Genomic DNA, 13,440 nt, shown 5'->3' with positions numbered 1-13,440 from the left:
GAGCGCCCGCCTACAATCGAAGCCACGGGCCGTTAGCTCAGTTGGTCAGAGCAGGGGACTCATAATCCCTGGGTCGCAGGTTCGAGCCCTGCACGGCCTACCACTCTCCCCGCTTTCCGACGTGTCCTTGGGTCACGCGCCGAGCGACCGTGGCGCTGCTGGCGCCGCCAGGGCCGCCAGCGCCACCTCCCACCCTCCGCATGCGCCTCGACGACATTCTCTACACCCAAGGCTTTGGCACGCGCCGCATCTGTGCCGGGCTGATCCAGCATGGGTGGGTACGGGTGCCAGGGGTCGCGATGCCCGAGCCGGGCACGGAGCTCGACCCCGAGGGCTTGGTGTTCGAGGTGCAAGGGCAGCGCTGGGTCTACCGGGCGCGGGCTTACGTGCTGCTGCACAAGCCCGCGGGCTATGAGTGTTCGCATAAGCCCTCGGCTTGGCCGAGCATCTACACCCTGCTGCCCGCGCCGCTGCGCCAGCGGCCGGTCAAGGGGGCCGCGCTGCAGGGCGTACAGGCGGTCGGGCGGCTCGATCAGGACACCACCGGCGCGCTGCTGCTTTCCGATGACGGGCAGTTCATCCACCGCTTGAGTTCCCCGCGCCACCACGTGCCCAAGGTCTACGAGGTCACGGCCAAGCACCCGGTCGATGCGACGCAGGTGCAGCGCTTGCTCGCGGGCGTGGTGCTCGACGACGACCCGCAGCCGGTGCGCGCAGCGGCTTGCGAGGCGACCGGCACAAACACGCTGCGGCTCACGCTGACCGAGGGTAAGTACCACCAGGTCAAGCGCATGGTGGCGGCGGTCGGCAACCGGGTTGAGGCCTTGCACCGCTCGCGCATCGGGGATCTGGCACTGCCCGAGGACTTGCCACCCGGTCAGTGGCGCTGGCTCGACGCCGATGACCTGCGCCGGGTCGGTTATCTGGCGCCTGGCGGAAAAAAGTAACAGGATCGCTACTTGCCCGCGTCAAAGCCTCATCAGGCGCTCTTGAATTTGAAGTGTTCATAGCCAGCTCGCGGCCGGGAATCGCTTGTTCACGGCCGGCCGCGCGTCGCGGCGCCGATACACTATTTAGTTCCCCATGAAAGTGCCGATCTTGAAGTTCTTTGTGCTCCGTTTCTGGTTCGCAGGCCTGTTGTTGGCCGTTTCGGGCGTGGCCACCGCAGGCATGCCGTTGTTCGTCCTCAATTCACTCGACGGCACGGTGAGCGTCATCGATCCGGAGCAGGGCCGTGAGATCAAGCGCATCCCAACCGGCAAGGAGCCGCATCACCTCTATCTGACGCCCGATGAAAAGTCGGTCATCGTGGCCAATGCGCTGGGTGATTCGCTGACCTTCATCGACCCGCGCACGGCTGAAGTGCAGCGCACCGTCACGGCCATTCTCGATCCTTACCACCTGCGCTTCTCGCCCGACATGAAATGGTTCGTGACCGCGGCGAACCGGCTCAACCATGTCGATCTCTACCGCTGGAACGGCAGCGAACTCACGCTCGTCAAGCGGATCCCGACCGGCAAAACGCCCAGCCACCTCTGGATCGACAGCAAGAGCACCACGGTCTATTCGACCATGCAGGACAGCGACGAACTCGTGGCCATCGACCTCGCCACGCAGACGCTCAAATGGCGCATCAAGACCGGCGCCCTGCCGGCCGACGTGTTTGGCGTGCCGGGTGATCGGCTGCTGCTCGTGGGGCTGACCGGCGGCGATGGCGTGGAGGTCTACGACGTGAGCGGCCCGGCACCGCATCTGGTGAAAAAGCTGCTCACGGGGCTAGGCGCGCACTCGTTTCGCGCTGCGGGTGACGGCCGCCATGTCTTCGTGAGCAACCGCGTCGCCAACAGCATCAGCAAGATCGACTACCTGACGCTCGAGGTGGTGGACCGCTTCCCCGCACCCTCCGGCCCGGACGACATGGACATTTCGGCCGACGGCAAGCGGCTGTTCGTCGCCTCGCGCTGGGCGAAGAAGCTCACCATCATCGACCTCGCGAGCCGTAAGGTGGTGCAGCAGATCCCCGTGGGCAAGTCGCCGCACGGCGTCTGGACGCTCGACCATGTGCCGCGGCAGTGAAGCGCCGACGGGTGGCGCCTCGGTGCCGCGCCGCTGGGCGCTGGCGCGCATCGGCGGGCTCTTTGCTTCACTTTCAATAGCGGCACCGCAGCATTTGGCGCTGGCAAACGGGATAAAAGCCTCAAAAAATGCCAGCGCAGCGGCCGCCGAGCCGATCTACCTCAGCTTCGACACCGGTCACATGGCCATTGCGCCCTTTGTGGCTGAGGTGTTGCGCCGCCAGGACGTGCTTGTGACGTTTTTCGCGGCCAACGAGCCCACGCAAGTCGGAGACGGCAGCCTCGGCGCGCATTGGGCTCCTTGGTGGGCCGAGCGCGGCAAAGAAGGCCATGCGTTCGCCTCGCACACCTACGACCACGCGTATTGGCGTGGGGACGTGCCGGACGGTGCGGGTGAGCCGCGGTTCCGTGTGCGCCCTACCGCCGGCCCCGAGGCCGGGCGCGAGCGCATCTGGACTGCGGACGCCTATCGGTCCAACATCGCCCGCGCCGCCGATCGGTTGCGTGAGATCACGGGCGTGGCGCCGCTGCCGCTGTGGCGCGCGCCAGGCGGCAAGCATTCACCCGCCTTGCTGGCGGCGGCCCGCGCGGGCGGCTGGGCGCATGTGGGCTGGTCGAGCGCCGGTTTTCTTGGTGATGAACTGCCGAGCGAGACCTATCCGAACGACCGCTTGCTCGCCCAGGCGCTGCGTGACGTGCGAGCGGGCGACATCCTGCTTGCCCACCTGGGCATCTGGTCGCGCCGCGTTCCCTGGGCGCCCGAGGTGCTCGAGCCTTTGATCGTGGGCCTCCGGGCCCGGGGCCTGCGCTTTGCGACGCTGCGCGAACACCCCGCCTACGCGCCCTGGATTGCGGCGCATCAAACCTGAGCCGGCCCCGGTTTCCCCAAAATACGCCTCATGGACGGATGGTTGGATGTCTTTTCCCGGGTGCAGGAGGGGCTGTTCGAGTCCATCGTGCAGCCGGTCGCTTTCGCGCTGGGCTGGGGCAATCTGCTCGAGCAAGCCTATGAGGGCACGGGCTGGGTGCTCGTTGGGCTGATCCAGATTGCGGTGATGCTGCTGGTCATCGGGCCTTTGCAGCGCTGGCGCCCGGTCGAGCCCGTGACGGATCGGCGTGCGGTGCGGGTGGATGTGCTCTACACCTTGCTGCACCGACTGGGGCTATTCAAGCTGGTGATGTTCTTCACCTTCGAGAACTGGCTCGAGTCGGGCATTGCGGTGCTGCGTGCGCACGGTCTGCCCACCTTTCACCTCGATCAGCTCTGGCCCGGTGTGACCGACCAGGCTTTGGTGAGCTTTTTCCTCTACCTCGTGGTGTTTGATTTCATCAACTACTGGGTGCACCGCGCACAGCATCGGTTCGAGTGGTGGTGGCGGCTCCATGCCTTGCACCACGCACAGCGCCAGGTGACGATGTGGACCGACAACCGCAACCATCTGCTCGACAGCATCATCGTCGACCTGCTGTTCGTCGCGCTCGCCGTGCTCATCGGCGTGCCGCCGGGCCAGTTCGTCGCGCTCGTTGCGTTCAGCCAGCTCAGCGAGAGCTTGCAGCATGCGAACCTGCGTTTGTCTTTTGGACACATCGGCGAGCGGCTGTGGATCAGTCCGCGTTTTCACCGTCTGCACCATGCCATTGGCATCGGCCATGAAGCGCCGGCCGGTGACGGTCAGCGCGCGGCACCGCTCGGCGGCTGCAATTTCGGCGTCCTGTTTCCGTGGTGGGACATGCTGCTCGGCACCGCGAACTTCGCCGATCGTTGGGAGCCCACCGGCGTGCGCGACCAGGTCGAGCAGGGCCGCGATTATGGAGACGGCTTCTGGTCCCAGCAGTGGCTGGGCTTGAAGCGCCTCGTCGGTCGGGCTTGACCGGCAGGGGCAGCCCGGTATGCTGCAGCCATGGCTTTGCTTCTGGATTCTTTTTGGCGCGCTGTCGCCTACCTGCTGCGCCCGCGGGTGATCGCGCTGTCGGTGTTGCCGCTGGTGCTGACGATCGCGCTCGCGCTCGGCTTGGGCTGGTTTTGGTGGGAGTCGGCCGTCGCCTGGGTGCGGGGTCTGCTCGACGGCTCGGACTGGGCCACGCCGCTTTGGAACTGGCTCGACGGCATGGGGCTGGCGCGGCTCAAGGCAGCACTGGCGCCGCTCATCGTCATCTTTACCGTCACGCCGCTGCTCGCCCTGGTGTCGCTGCTGGTCGTGGCCATGCTGATGACGCCGGCCATGGTCGCGCTGGTTGCGGAGCGCCGCTTTGCGCAGCTCGAGCGGCGGCACGGCGGCTCGCTGTTTTGGAGCGTGCTCTGGTCGCTCGGCTCGACGCTAGCCGCGCTGCTGGCGATGTTGGTCTCGATGCCGCTGTGGCTGGTGCCACCGCTGATCCTCATCCTGCCGCCCTTGATCTGGGGCTGGCTGACCTATCGGGTCATGGCTTTCGACGCCCTCGCCGAGCACGCCAGCCGCGACGAACGACAGGCGATCTTTCGCGCGCACCGCGGCAAGCTGCTCGCTATGGGGGTGATTTGCGGCTATCTGGGTGCGGCGCCCAGTCTGGTGTGGGCTTCGGGTGCACTGTTTGCTGCGGCCTTCCTGATCCTCGTGCCGCTGGCACTGTGGCTCTACACGCTGGTGTTTGCGTTTTCCTCGTTGTGGTTCGCCCATTACTGCCTGGCGGCGCTGGCTGAACTGCGTCAGCAAGCGGCTCCCGCGCCGCAAGCCCCCGCGCCGGGGCCTGCGGACGCGCTAGCATTGCCGGATGAATCCGAAGCCGCACGACCTCTCGACGCCCCATCCGCCCCCGCCGCTCCCCGCTGAGTCCCGATCGCCGGGGTTTGGCCTCATCGTCATCGGCGATGAGATCCTCTCGGGCAAGCGTGCCGACAAGCATCTCGGCAAGGTCATCGAGCTGCTGGGCGCGCGCGGCTTGGCGCTGGCCTGGGCCGAGTATGTGGGCGACGACCCGGTGCGCATCACCGCGGTGCTCCGGCGGGCGTTCGCGTCGGGCGATGCCGTGTTTTCCACCGGCGGCATCGGTGCGACGCCCGATGACCATACCCGCCAATGTGCTGCGCGGGCGCTGGGTGTGCCCTTGGCCTTGCACGCCGAAGCGGCCGAGCTGATCCGCCAGCGCATGCGCGAAATCGCTGCCGAGAAAGGCGAGCCCTACGACCCCGACCGCGCCGAGAACGAACACCGTCTCAACATGGCAGTGTTCCCGGTGGGCGCGCGGCTCATCCCCAACCCCTACAACCGGATTGCGGGCTTCAGTTGCGCCGGTCCGGGGGGTGGCATGGTGCACTTCGTGCCGGGCTTCCCGGTCATGGCCTGGCCGATGATCGAGTGGGTGCTGGATCATCATTATTCGGATCGCTTTCAGCGCGGAGGGTGGGTGGAACGCTCCTTGGTCGTCTTTGATGCCATGGAGGCGACCCTGACTCCGCTGATGCAGCGCATCGAAGCCGAGCATCCGGCGGTCAAGGTCTTCAGTCTCCCCAGCGTGGATCATCCGCAGTGGGGGCGACATATTGAACTCGGGCTCAAAGGCTCGCCCGAAGCGGTCGAGCAGGCCTGGCCTGCGCTCGTGGACGGCCTGAAGGCATTTGCAGCGCGGATTGGCCCCGAAGTGGTGCGCAAAATTTGATGCACCAAAATAGATCTAGCATATATGCACCAAGTTGGCGCATCATGCACCCGGCGGCGGATTGTTTTCATATTCAGGATGGCCTCAGCCAAGGCACAATGTGGGGTTGCGAACCTTGCGGCATCGGGTCAATCTGGCACGGAAGCTGCATGCCGTTTTCGTGATTTTTTCGTCCCTCGCTTTCAACCCAGGAGCATCTGATGGCCAAGACCGTCGCCGACGTGATGAAGATGGTGAAGGAAAACGAAGTCAAGTTCGTTGACTTCCGCTTCACCGATACCCGTGGCAAACAACAGCACGTGACCGTGCCGATTTCCGCGTTCAACGAAGACAAGTTCAGTGAAGGCCATGCCTTCGACGGCTCGTCGATCGCGGGCTGGAAAGGCATCGAGGCGTCGGACATGCTGCTCATGCCCGACCCGAACACCGCCAACATCGACCCCTTCTTCGAAGAGTCCACGCTGATTCTGGTCTGCGACGTGCTCGAGCCCGGCGACGGCAAGGCCTATGACCGCGACCCGCGTTCGGTCGCCAAGCGCGCCGAGGCCTACCTCAAGGCTTCGGGCCTGGGTGACACGGCGTTCTTCGGCCCCGAGCCCGAGTTCTTCATCTTCGACGGCGTGCGCTGGAGCACCGAGCCGCAAAACCCGTTCTACGCGATCGAGGAATACGAAGCGCCGTGGAACTCGGGCGCCAAGCTCGAAGGCGGCAACCGTGGCCACCGCCCGACCACCAAAGGCGGGTATTTCCCGGTTCCGCCGGTCGACAGCACCCAGGACATGCGCGCCGAGATGGTGCTGATCCTCGAGTCGATGGGCATTCCGGTCGAGGTGTTCCACCACGAAGTGGCTGGCGCTGGCCAAAACGAAATCGGCACCAAGTTCAGCACGCTCGTCGAGCGCGCCGACTGGACGCAGACGCTCAAGTACGTGGTTTGGAACGTCGCCAACGCCTATGGCAAGACGGCGACCTTCATGCCCAAGCCCTACGCCGGTGACAACGGCAGCGGCATGCACGTGCACCAGTCCATCTGGAAGGACGGCAAAAACCTGTTCGCGGGCAATGGCTACGCGGGCCTGAGTGACTTTGCGCTCTACTACATCGGCGGCATCATCAAGCACGCCCGGGCGCTCAACGCCATCACCAACCCCACGACGAACAGCTACAAGCGTCTGGTGCCGGGCTTCGAAGCCCCGGTCAAGCTGGCCTATTCCAGCCGCAACCGCTCGGCCTCGATCCGCATTCCGCACGTGGCGTCGGACAAGGCACGCCGCATCGAGGCCCGCTTCCCCGACCCCATGGCCAACCCCTATCTGTGCTTTGCGGCGCTGATGATGGCCGGCCTCGACGGGGTGGAGAACAAGATCCACCCGGGCGAAGCCGCCAGCAAAGACCTCTACCACCTGCCGCCCGAGGAGGACGCGCTGGTGCCCACCGTCTGCCACAGCCTCGACCAGGCGCTGGAGTATCTCGACAAGGACCGTGCCTTCCTGACCAAGGGCGGCGTGTTCACCGACTCGATGATCGACGCCTACATCGAGCTCAAGATGAGCGAGGTCACGCGCTTCCGCATGGCGGTGCACCCGGTCGAGTACGACATGTACTATTCGCTGTAAGACGACGGCGCATCGGGAAAAAGGGGACGGTTGCGACCGTCCCCTTTTTTCTGCGCGCAGCGTCGGGAGCAGCGATTTGTCCGATACTTTTGCACCTGTGTGCCCTGCGTTACCCTTCGGAGGTTCGGGTTTGAAACTAACTCACTTGCTCGCCTGCGCTGCCGCGTCGATGGGGCTGGCGCTTCCCGTTTGGGCTCAAGAGCCGATCTACCGCTGTGGGAACGAATACACCAATAACCCTGCGGCAGCGCGAGACAAAAACTGCAAGCTCATCGATGGTGCCAACGTATCGGTCGTTCAGGGCAATCGGGCGCGCAACGCGGCGCCGGCTTCCCGCCCCAATGCGTCCGGTGCTTCGGTGGCGTCTCCAGGCAACCGGATCGACCCCAACGAACAGCGGGCACGGGACGCCGATGCCCGTGCCGTCCTCGAGGCCGAACTCAAGCGTGCCGAAGCCAAACTCGCGGAGCTGCGCGCCGAGTACAAAGATGGGCAGCCCGACAAAATCGGCATCGAGGCGCGCAACCATCAAAAGTACCTCGACCGTGTTGCCGAACTGAAGGCGGCGATCGCGCGCACCGAGGCCGACATCGCCGGTATCCGTCGGGAGCTCAGCCGGTTCGGTGCCCCCGGCGGTGGCTCCGACGCCCGTTGAGGAGCCCGGGATGAAGAGGCAGCGTGGGGAGAGCGCTGCGCGCATTGCGTTCGGCGCTTTTGACAGCCTGGCCACGCTGGTGGCGGTGCTCGATGCCGACCATCGGGTGGTGTTTGCCAACGCGGCGCTCGAGGATGCATTGGGCCTGCCTCGGCGCTTGGTCGAAGGCACCTTGTTGGTGGACTGGTTCCAGGATGGTGCCTCATTGGTCCACGCGCTCGACGGGCTCGAACGCAACGCCTACGCCGCCTTGCGCTACGAGGCGCAGCTGCGCCGCACCCAGCGCGAGCCTTTACCGGTGCACGTCATCGTGACGCGAGCCGAGGCGCCGCACCGGGCGGTGGTGGAGCTCGTTCCGCTGGAGGCGCAGGTCCGCAAGGAGCGGGAAGAGCGACTCGTCGATCAGGCCGCGGCCAACAAGGAACTGGTGCGCAACCTCGCGCATGAAATCAAAAACCCGCTGGGCGGTATTCGTGGCGCGGCTCAGCTGCTCGATCTCGAGCTGTCCACGCCCGCTTTGCGGGACTACACCCAGGTGATCGTCCATGAGGCCGATCGTCTTCAAGGCTTGGTCGACCGCTTGCTCGCGCCGCACCGCTCCCCTCAAGTCGTGGGTGACGTCAACATCCATGAGGTGTGCGAGCGGGTCCGCACCCTGGTTCTGGCCGAGTATCCGGCGGGACTGAGCATCCAGCGGGACTACGACACCTCGATCCCAGAGTTCCGCGGCGACCGCGAACAGTTGATTCAGGCCGTGCTCAACGTGGTGCAAAACGCTGCCCAGGCGCTCGCGGAGCGGCGTGCCCGCGGTGACGCCCTCATCGTTTTGCGCACACGGGTCGCCCGGCAGGTGACGCTCGGGAGCCACCGGCACCGGCTGGCACTGGAATTGCATGTCATCGACAACGGCCCCGGCATTCCCCACTCGATCAAGGACCGTGTGTTTCTGCCTCTGGTTTCGGCGCGCGAAGGTGGCTCAGGTCTGGGCCTCACACTGGCGCAGACCTTCGTGCAGCAGCATCAAGGCTTGATCGAGTGTGAGAGTGCTCCGGGTCGGACCGTTTTCAAAATTGTGATTCCCTTGCCATGAGGTTGCGTGCCTCGGGCTGCCGCACCGGAGCATGAATCGATGAAACCGATCTGGATCGTTGATGACGACCCCTCCATCCGCTTCGTGCTGGAGCGGGCCTTGCAACGGGAGCATGTTCCAACGCGCAGCTTCGAGCGGCCCAGCCAGGTTCTCGAAGCCATCGCTCATCTCGACACCCTGACGGCCGAGGCGCGCGCGCTCGAGGAGCCTGGCGTGCTCGTGAGCGACATTCGCATGCCCGGGGGCTCCGGCCTCGACCTGCTGACCGAGGTGCGGCGCACCAAGCCGCAGTTGCCCGTGATCATCATGACGGCCTACTCCGATCTCGACAGTGCGGTCGGGGCGTTTCAGGGTGGGGCTTTCGACTATTTGGCCAAGCCGTTCGATGTATCCAAGGCCGTCACCCTGATCTGCCGAGCCTATGAGGAGCGTGAACAGCAGCAGCGCGCCGAAGAACAGAACACCGGCGCGGCGGAAATGCTCGGCCAGGCGCCGGCGATGCAGGACTTGTTCCGGGCCATCGGTCGGCTCTCGCCGAGCCATGTGACCGTACTCATCACGGGGGAAAGCGGCACGGGCAAAGAGCTCGTAGCGCGGGCCTTGCACCGACATTCCCCGCGTGCGAGCGGGCCGTTCGTGGCGATCAACACCGCCGCGATTCCGAAAGACCTGCTGGAGTCGGAACTCTTCGGTCATGAGCGCGGCGCATTCACCGGCGCGCAGACCTTGCGCCGTGGCCGCTTCGAGCAGGCCGACGGTGGAACCCTGTTTCTCGACGAGATCGGCGACATGCCGCTCGAGTTGCAAACCCGCTTGCTGCGTGTGTTGTCCGACGGGCAGTTCTACCGGGTCGGCGGCCATTCGCCGATTCACGCCAACGTCCGCGTCATCGCCGCGACCCACCAAAACCTGGAGCAGCGCGTCCGGGACGGCGTCTTTCGCGAAGACCTGTTTCATCGGCTCAACGTGATCCGCCTGCGCCTGCCGCGACTGGCCGAGCGCCGTGAAGACATCCCGATGTTGGCGCGGCATTTCCTCCAGCGCAGCGCACAGCAGCTTGGGGTCGAGCCCAAGCGCCTCTCGGATGCGGCGCTGGCCGCGCTGCAGCGTTACGATTTTCCCGGCAATGTGCGCCAGCTAGAAAACATCTGTCACTGGTTGACGGTGATGGCCCCCGCGCAGACGGTCGATGAAAAAGACTTGCCGCCGGAGGTCCTCGAAGGCTTGGCCCAGGCGGGCGCGCAAGCGCCTTCGTCGGCTCGCGCCGACGCGACCGACAGCGCGCCACCGCGTGCGCAGCCCCGCACGGCAGAGGAAAGCGCTGGAACACCGGCACCGCTCCCCGCATCGACGGCCGCCACGGATTGGTCCGTGGGCCTGTTCGAAGAAGCGGTCGAGCGCTTGCTGCGCGGCGAGCCCGAGGTTTGGGACACGCTGGTGCAACGCGTCGAGCGCCAGCTGCTTCAGGCCGGCCTCGCGGTCACCCATGGCCGTCGCGTGGACGCGGCGCTGCGCTTAGGCATCGGGCGCAACACCTTTACGCGCAAAGCGCAGGAACTGGGGCTGGAGGGGCGAGTGGCTCCCAGCGTTCCACCGTCCGACCGGGACGATCCGCCGGGCGCGCCGACTGTCTCAGACTGAGAATCTTTTGCTTAGGGTCGCAGCACCTAGGGTAATTGCTGATCCCTCGCCCGGCGAGGCGACCAAGAATGGGCCGAGGCAACGCTGAACAAGTCCCCCGCGCGTCGCGCATCCCAGCTGCGGGCGGTCTGCGTCGAAAGCAAATCCTCGCCATAGCTGCGGCTATGGCTGCGGTTTGCGCCTCGCATCCCATTCCGCGGCCGCTCGTGCGCCTTCGCGGGAACTTGCTCAGCGTTGCCTTTGGCTTGGGCCGGTCTACAGCGTCCGGGTCAATCATGGATGCCCATTCGAGGAGACGCTTTTATGCAAAAGATGCTGCACATCAACCCCGACAAATGTACGGGCTGCCTCCAGTGCGAGATGGCCTGCTCGTTCGAAAACTACGGGGTGTACGCGACGGCGAAGTCGCGCATCAAAGTCTTTGACTTCCACCACACGGGCAAGAAAGTCCCCTATACCTGCACCCAGTGCGACGAAGCCTGGTGCCTGCATGCCTGCCCAGTGGAGGCGATCACCGTGGACAAGCTCACGGGAGCCAAGGTCGTCAACGAAACCACCTGTGTCGGTTGCAAGGTCTGCACCATCGCGTGTCCGTTCGGCACCATCAATTACGTGGCCGAGACTGGCAAAGTGCAAAAGTGCGATCTCTGCGGCGGTGAGCCCGCTTGTGCCGACGCCTGCCCGACCGGCGCGATCACTTTCATCGACGCCAACTGGACCGGTCTTTCCAAGATGCAGCAATGGGCCGACAAGCTGGGCAACCAGCCGTCTGCCGCCTGAAGGAGGTCACATCATGTCTTGGGCTGGAAAACTTCTCCGCGTCAATCTCACCAAAGGCACGGTCACGCCGGAGCCGCTGAATATGGACTGGGCGCGCGCCTACCTCGGCTCGCGCGGGCTCGCGGCCAAATACCTGACGAGTGAAATCGACCCCAAGGTCGATCCGCTGTCGCCCGACAACAAGATCATCTGGGCGACTGGTCCGCTCACTGGAACCATGGCGTCCACCGGCGGGCGCTACACCGTCTCCACCAAGAGCCCGCTGACCGGAGCGATCGCTTGTTCCAACTCCGGCGGCTATTGGGGTGCCGAGCTGAAAATGGCCGGTTGGGACATGGTGATCTTCGAAGGACGCAGCGACAAGCCGGTCTATCTCTACATCAACGACGATGTGGCCGAACTGCGCGATGCCTCGCATCTGTGGGGTAAGAGCGTCTGGGAAACCGAGGAGCTGATCAAGAAGGGCTTGCAAGACCCCCTGACCCGCGTGTCGAGCATTGGCAAGGCGGGCGAGGTGGGCGTGCTGTATGCCGCGGTGGTCAACGATCTGCACCGCGCGGCGGGCCGCTCGGGCGTCGGGACCGTGATGGGCAGCAAGAACCTCAAGGCCATCGCCGTGCGCGGTACCAAGGGCGTGGGCAACATCCGCGACCCCAAGGCCTTCATGCGCGTCACCAAGGAAAAAAAGCAGATCCTGCACGACAACCCCGTCACCGGCCAGGGCCTGCCGACCTACGGCACCCAGGTGCTGATGAACGTCATCAACGAGGTGGGTGCGCTGCCCACGCGCAACCACCGCGACAACCAGTTCGAGGGTGCGAAGGACATCTCGGCCGAGGCGATGGCCACGCCCCGCAAGACCGACGGCAAGCCGCAACTGGTCACCAATCAGGCGTGCTTTGGCTGCACCATTGCATGCGGCCGCATCAGCAAAATCGATCAGACGCACTTCACGGTCGCCAATAAGCCGCAATATTGGGGTGCCAGCGGTGGCCTCGAGTACGAGGCGGCCTGGGCGCTTGGAGCGGCCAATGGTGTCAACGATCTCGAATGCCTGCAGTACGCGACCATGATTTGCAACGAGCAGGGAATCGATCCCATCAGCTTCGGTGCGACGGTGGGTGCGGTCATGGAGCTCTATGACCTCGGCATCCTCACCAAGGAGCAAATCGGGATCGAGGCGCCCTTTGGCTCCGCTGCGGCGCTCGCATTTCTGGTCGAGGAAACGGCGCAGGGCCGTGGCTTTGGCAAAGAGGTTGGCCTGGGCTCGAAGCGCCTGACCGAAAAATACGGGCGGCCCGATCTGTCGATGAGCAGCAAAGGGCAGGAGTTCCCGGCCTACGACGGCCGCGGCATCCAGGGCATCGGCTTGGCTTACGCCACGAGCAACCGTGGCGGATGCCACCTCCGCGGTTACACCATCGCGTCCGAAGTGCTTGGCATTCCGGTCAAGACCGATCCGCTCAGCACCGAAGGTAAGCCCGAGCTGGTCAAAGCCTTCCAGGATGCAACGGCGGCCTTCGATTCCTCGGGGCTGTGCGTGTTCACCACCTTCGCCTGGGGGCTCACCGACCTCGCGCCCCAGTTGCAGGCGGCCATCGGTGAAGAGTTCACCACAGAGGAACTCGAAAAAATCGGCGAGCGCATCTGGAACCTTGAGCGCGAATTCAACAACGCCGCGGGCTTCACGGCCAAGGACGACAGCTTGCCGCCACGGTTGTTGACCGAGCCTTGCAAGACCGGGCCGACCCAGGGCAAGGTCAACGAGTTGGCCAAGATGCTGCCGCATTACTATGAGGTGCGTGGCTGGGACGCCGAGGGCCGTCCTACGGCGCAGACCCGCGCGCGCCTCGGCCTCTGACTCGCGCATCCGCACACGATGGCTTCACAGGGGGGGCGGGGCGCGAGTCTCGCCCCTTTTTTTCTTCCCTTCCAATCGAACCGGGA

At 65.0% G+C, this 13,440-nt stretch carries 12 protein-coding genes and 1 tRNA gene; all 13 read left to right on the top strand.

The genetic code is table 11. From position 1 onward, the window contains the following. Positions 1–26 precede the first annotated feature (26 nt). The 13 genes from EDC62_RS03215 to EDC62_RS03155 all read left to right on the top strand — a co-directional run bounded on the left by EDC62_RS03215 (position 27) and on the right by EDC62_RS03155 (position 13,354). Positions 27–103, top strand: a tRNA-Ile gene (locus tag EDC62_RS03215). Positions 104–200: 97 nt separating this feature from the next. Then, a complete protein-coding gene (locus EDC62_RS03210) occupies positions 201–947 on the top strand; it encodes a pseudouridine synthase (protein WP_124220373.1) in 747 nt (248 codons plus the stop codon). Positions 948–1,083: 136 nt separating this feature from the next. After that, the gene (locus tag EDC62_RS03205; protein WP_124220371.1) at positions 1,084–2,076 is read left to right on the top strand and encodes a YVTN family beta-propeller repeat protein; all 993 of its coding nucleotides are present in this window, start codon (positions 1,084–1,086) and stop codon (positions 2,074–2,076) included. Between the two features lie 76 nt (positions 2,077–2,152). Then, positions 2,153–2,944: a polysaccharide deacetylase family protein gene (locus tag EDC62_RS03200; RefSeq protein WP_425469945.1), complete on the top strand. Its 792-nt coding sequence runs from the start codon at positions 2,153–2,155 to the stop codon at positions 2,942–2,944. A 30-nt stretch (positions 2,945–2,974) separates the two neighbouring features. Continuing rightward, positions 2,975–3,946: a sterol desaturase family protein gene (locus EDC62_RS03195; RefSeq protein ID WP_124220366.1), complete on the top strand. Its 972-nt coding sequence runs from the start codon at positions 2,975–2,977 to the stop codon at positions 3,944–3,946. Positions 3,947–3,976: 30 nt separating this feature from the next. Then, a complete protein-coding gene (locus EDC62_RS03190) occupies positions 3,977–4,885 on the top strand; it encodes an EI24 domain-containing protein (RefSeq protein WP_124220364.1) in 909 nt (302 codons plus the stop codon). Next, positions 4,827–5,711, top strand: coding sequence for a competence/damage-inducible protein A (locus EDC62_RS03185; RefSeq protein ID WP_124220362.1), 885 nt, complete (start codon positions 4,827–4,829; stop codon positions 5,709–5,711). Before EDC62_RS03190 ends, EDC62_RS03185 begins: the two co-directional genes overlap by 59 nt. A 200-nt stretch (positions 5,712–5,911) precedes the next feature. Continuing rightward, positions 5,912–7,327 carry a type I glutamate--ammonia ligase gene (glnA, locus tag EDC62_RS03180; RefSeq protein ID WP_124220360.1) on the top strand — a complete coding sequence of 472 codons (1,416 nt, stop codon included), beginning with the start codon at positions 5,912–5,914 and terminating at the stop codon, positions 7,325–7,327. A gap of 169 nt (positions 7,328–7,496) precedes the next feature. Continuing rightward, entirely contained in the window at positions 7,497–7,982 is a 486-nt protein-coding gene (locus tag EDC62_RS03175) for a hypothetical protein (RefSeq protein WP_124221132.1), read from the top strand. 10 nt (positions 7,983–7,992) lie between these two features. Then, positions 7,993–9,072 carry a nitrogen regulation protein NR(II) gene (gene glnL, locus EDC62_RS03170; protein ID WP_124220358.1) on the top strand — a complete coding sequence of 360 codons (1,080 nt, stop codon included), beginning with the start codon at positions 7,993–7,995 and terminating at the stop codon, positions 9,070–9,072. 39 nt (positions 9,073–9,111) lie between these two features. After that, positions 9,112–10,713 (top strand): nitrogen regulation protein NR(I), encoded by a 1,602-nt coding sequence (ntrC, locus tag EDC62_RS03165; RefSeq protein WP_124220356.1) that lies wholly within the window; start codon positions 9,112–9,114, stop codon positions 10,711–10,713. A 303-nt stretch (positions 10,714–11,016) separates the two neighbouring features. Beyond that, positions 11,017–11,493, top strand: a complete 477-nt coding sequence (locus EDC62_RS03160) for a 4Fe-4S dicluster domain-containing protein (RefSeq protein WP_124220354.1) — start codon at positions 11,017–11,019, stop codon at positions 11,491–11,493. 13 nt (positions 11,494–11,506) lie between these two features. Then, positions 11,507–13,354 carry an aldehyde ferredoxin oxidoreductase family protein gene (locus tag EDC62_RS03155; RefSeq protein ID WP_124220352.1) on the top strand — a complete coding sequence of 616 codons (1,848 nt, stop codon included), beginning with the start codon at positions 11,507–11,509 and terminating at the stop codon, positions 13,352–13,354. Positions 13,355–13,440 lie beyond the last annotated feature (86 nt).

Origin of the sequence: Tibeticola sediminis (assembly GCF_003843835.1) — a bacterium.
Taxonomy (GTDB): Bacteria; Pseudomonadota; Gammaproteobacteria; order Burkholderiales; family Burkholderiaceae_C; genus Tibeticola; species Tibeticola sediminis.
This window is presented reverse-complemented; position numbering and strand designations above follow the sequence as displayed.

Bases quoted from the DNA above. Each gene is read 5' to 3' on its own strand.
- EDC62_RS03210 (WP_124220373.1), top strand. From the start codon at position 201: ATGCGCCTCGACGACATTCTCTACACCCAAGGCTTTGGCACGCGCCGC.
- EDC62_RS03205 (WP_124220371.1), top strand. From the start codon at position 1,084: ATGAAAGTGCCGATCTTGAAGTTCTTTGTGCTCCGTTTCTGGTTCGCA.
- EDC62_RS03195 (WP_124220366.1), top strand. From the start codon at position 2,975: ATGGACGGATGGTTGGATGTCTTTTCCCGGGTGCAGGAGGGGCTGTTC.
- EDC62_RS03190 (WP_124220364.1), top strand. From the start codon at position 3,977: ATGGCTTTGCTTCTGGATTCTTTTTGGCGCGCTGTCGCCTACCTGCTG.
- EDC62_RS03185 (WP_124220362.1), top strand. From the start codon at position 4,827: ATGAATCCGAAGCCGCACGACCTCTCGACGCCCCATCCGCCCCCGCCG.
- glnA (WP_124220360.1), top strand. From the start codon at position 5,912: ATGGCCAAGACCGTCGCCGACGTGATGAAGATGGTGAAGGAAAACGAA.
- EDC62_RS03175 (WP_124221132.1), top strand. From the start codon at position 7,497: ATGGGGCTGGCGCTTCCCGTTTGGGCTCAAGAGCCGATCTACCGCTGT.
- glnL (WP_124220358.1), top strand. From the start codon at position 7,993: ATGAAGAGGCAGCGTGGGGAGAGCGCTGCGCGCATTGCGTTCGGCGCT.
- ntrC (WP_124220356.1), top strand. From the start codon at position 9,112: ATGAAACCGATCTGGATCGTTGATGACGACCCCTCCATCCGCTTCGTG.
- EDC62_RS03160 (WP_124220354.1), top strand. From the start codon at position 11,017: ATGCAAAAGATGCTGCACATCAACCCCGACAAATGTACGGGCTGCCTC.
- EDC62_RS03155 (WP_124220352.1), top strand. From the start codon at position 11,507: ATGTCTTGGGCTGGAAAACTTCTCCGCGTCAATCTCACCAAAGGCACG.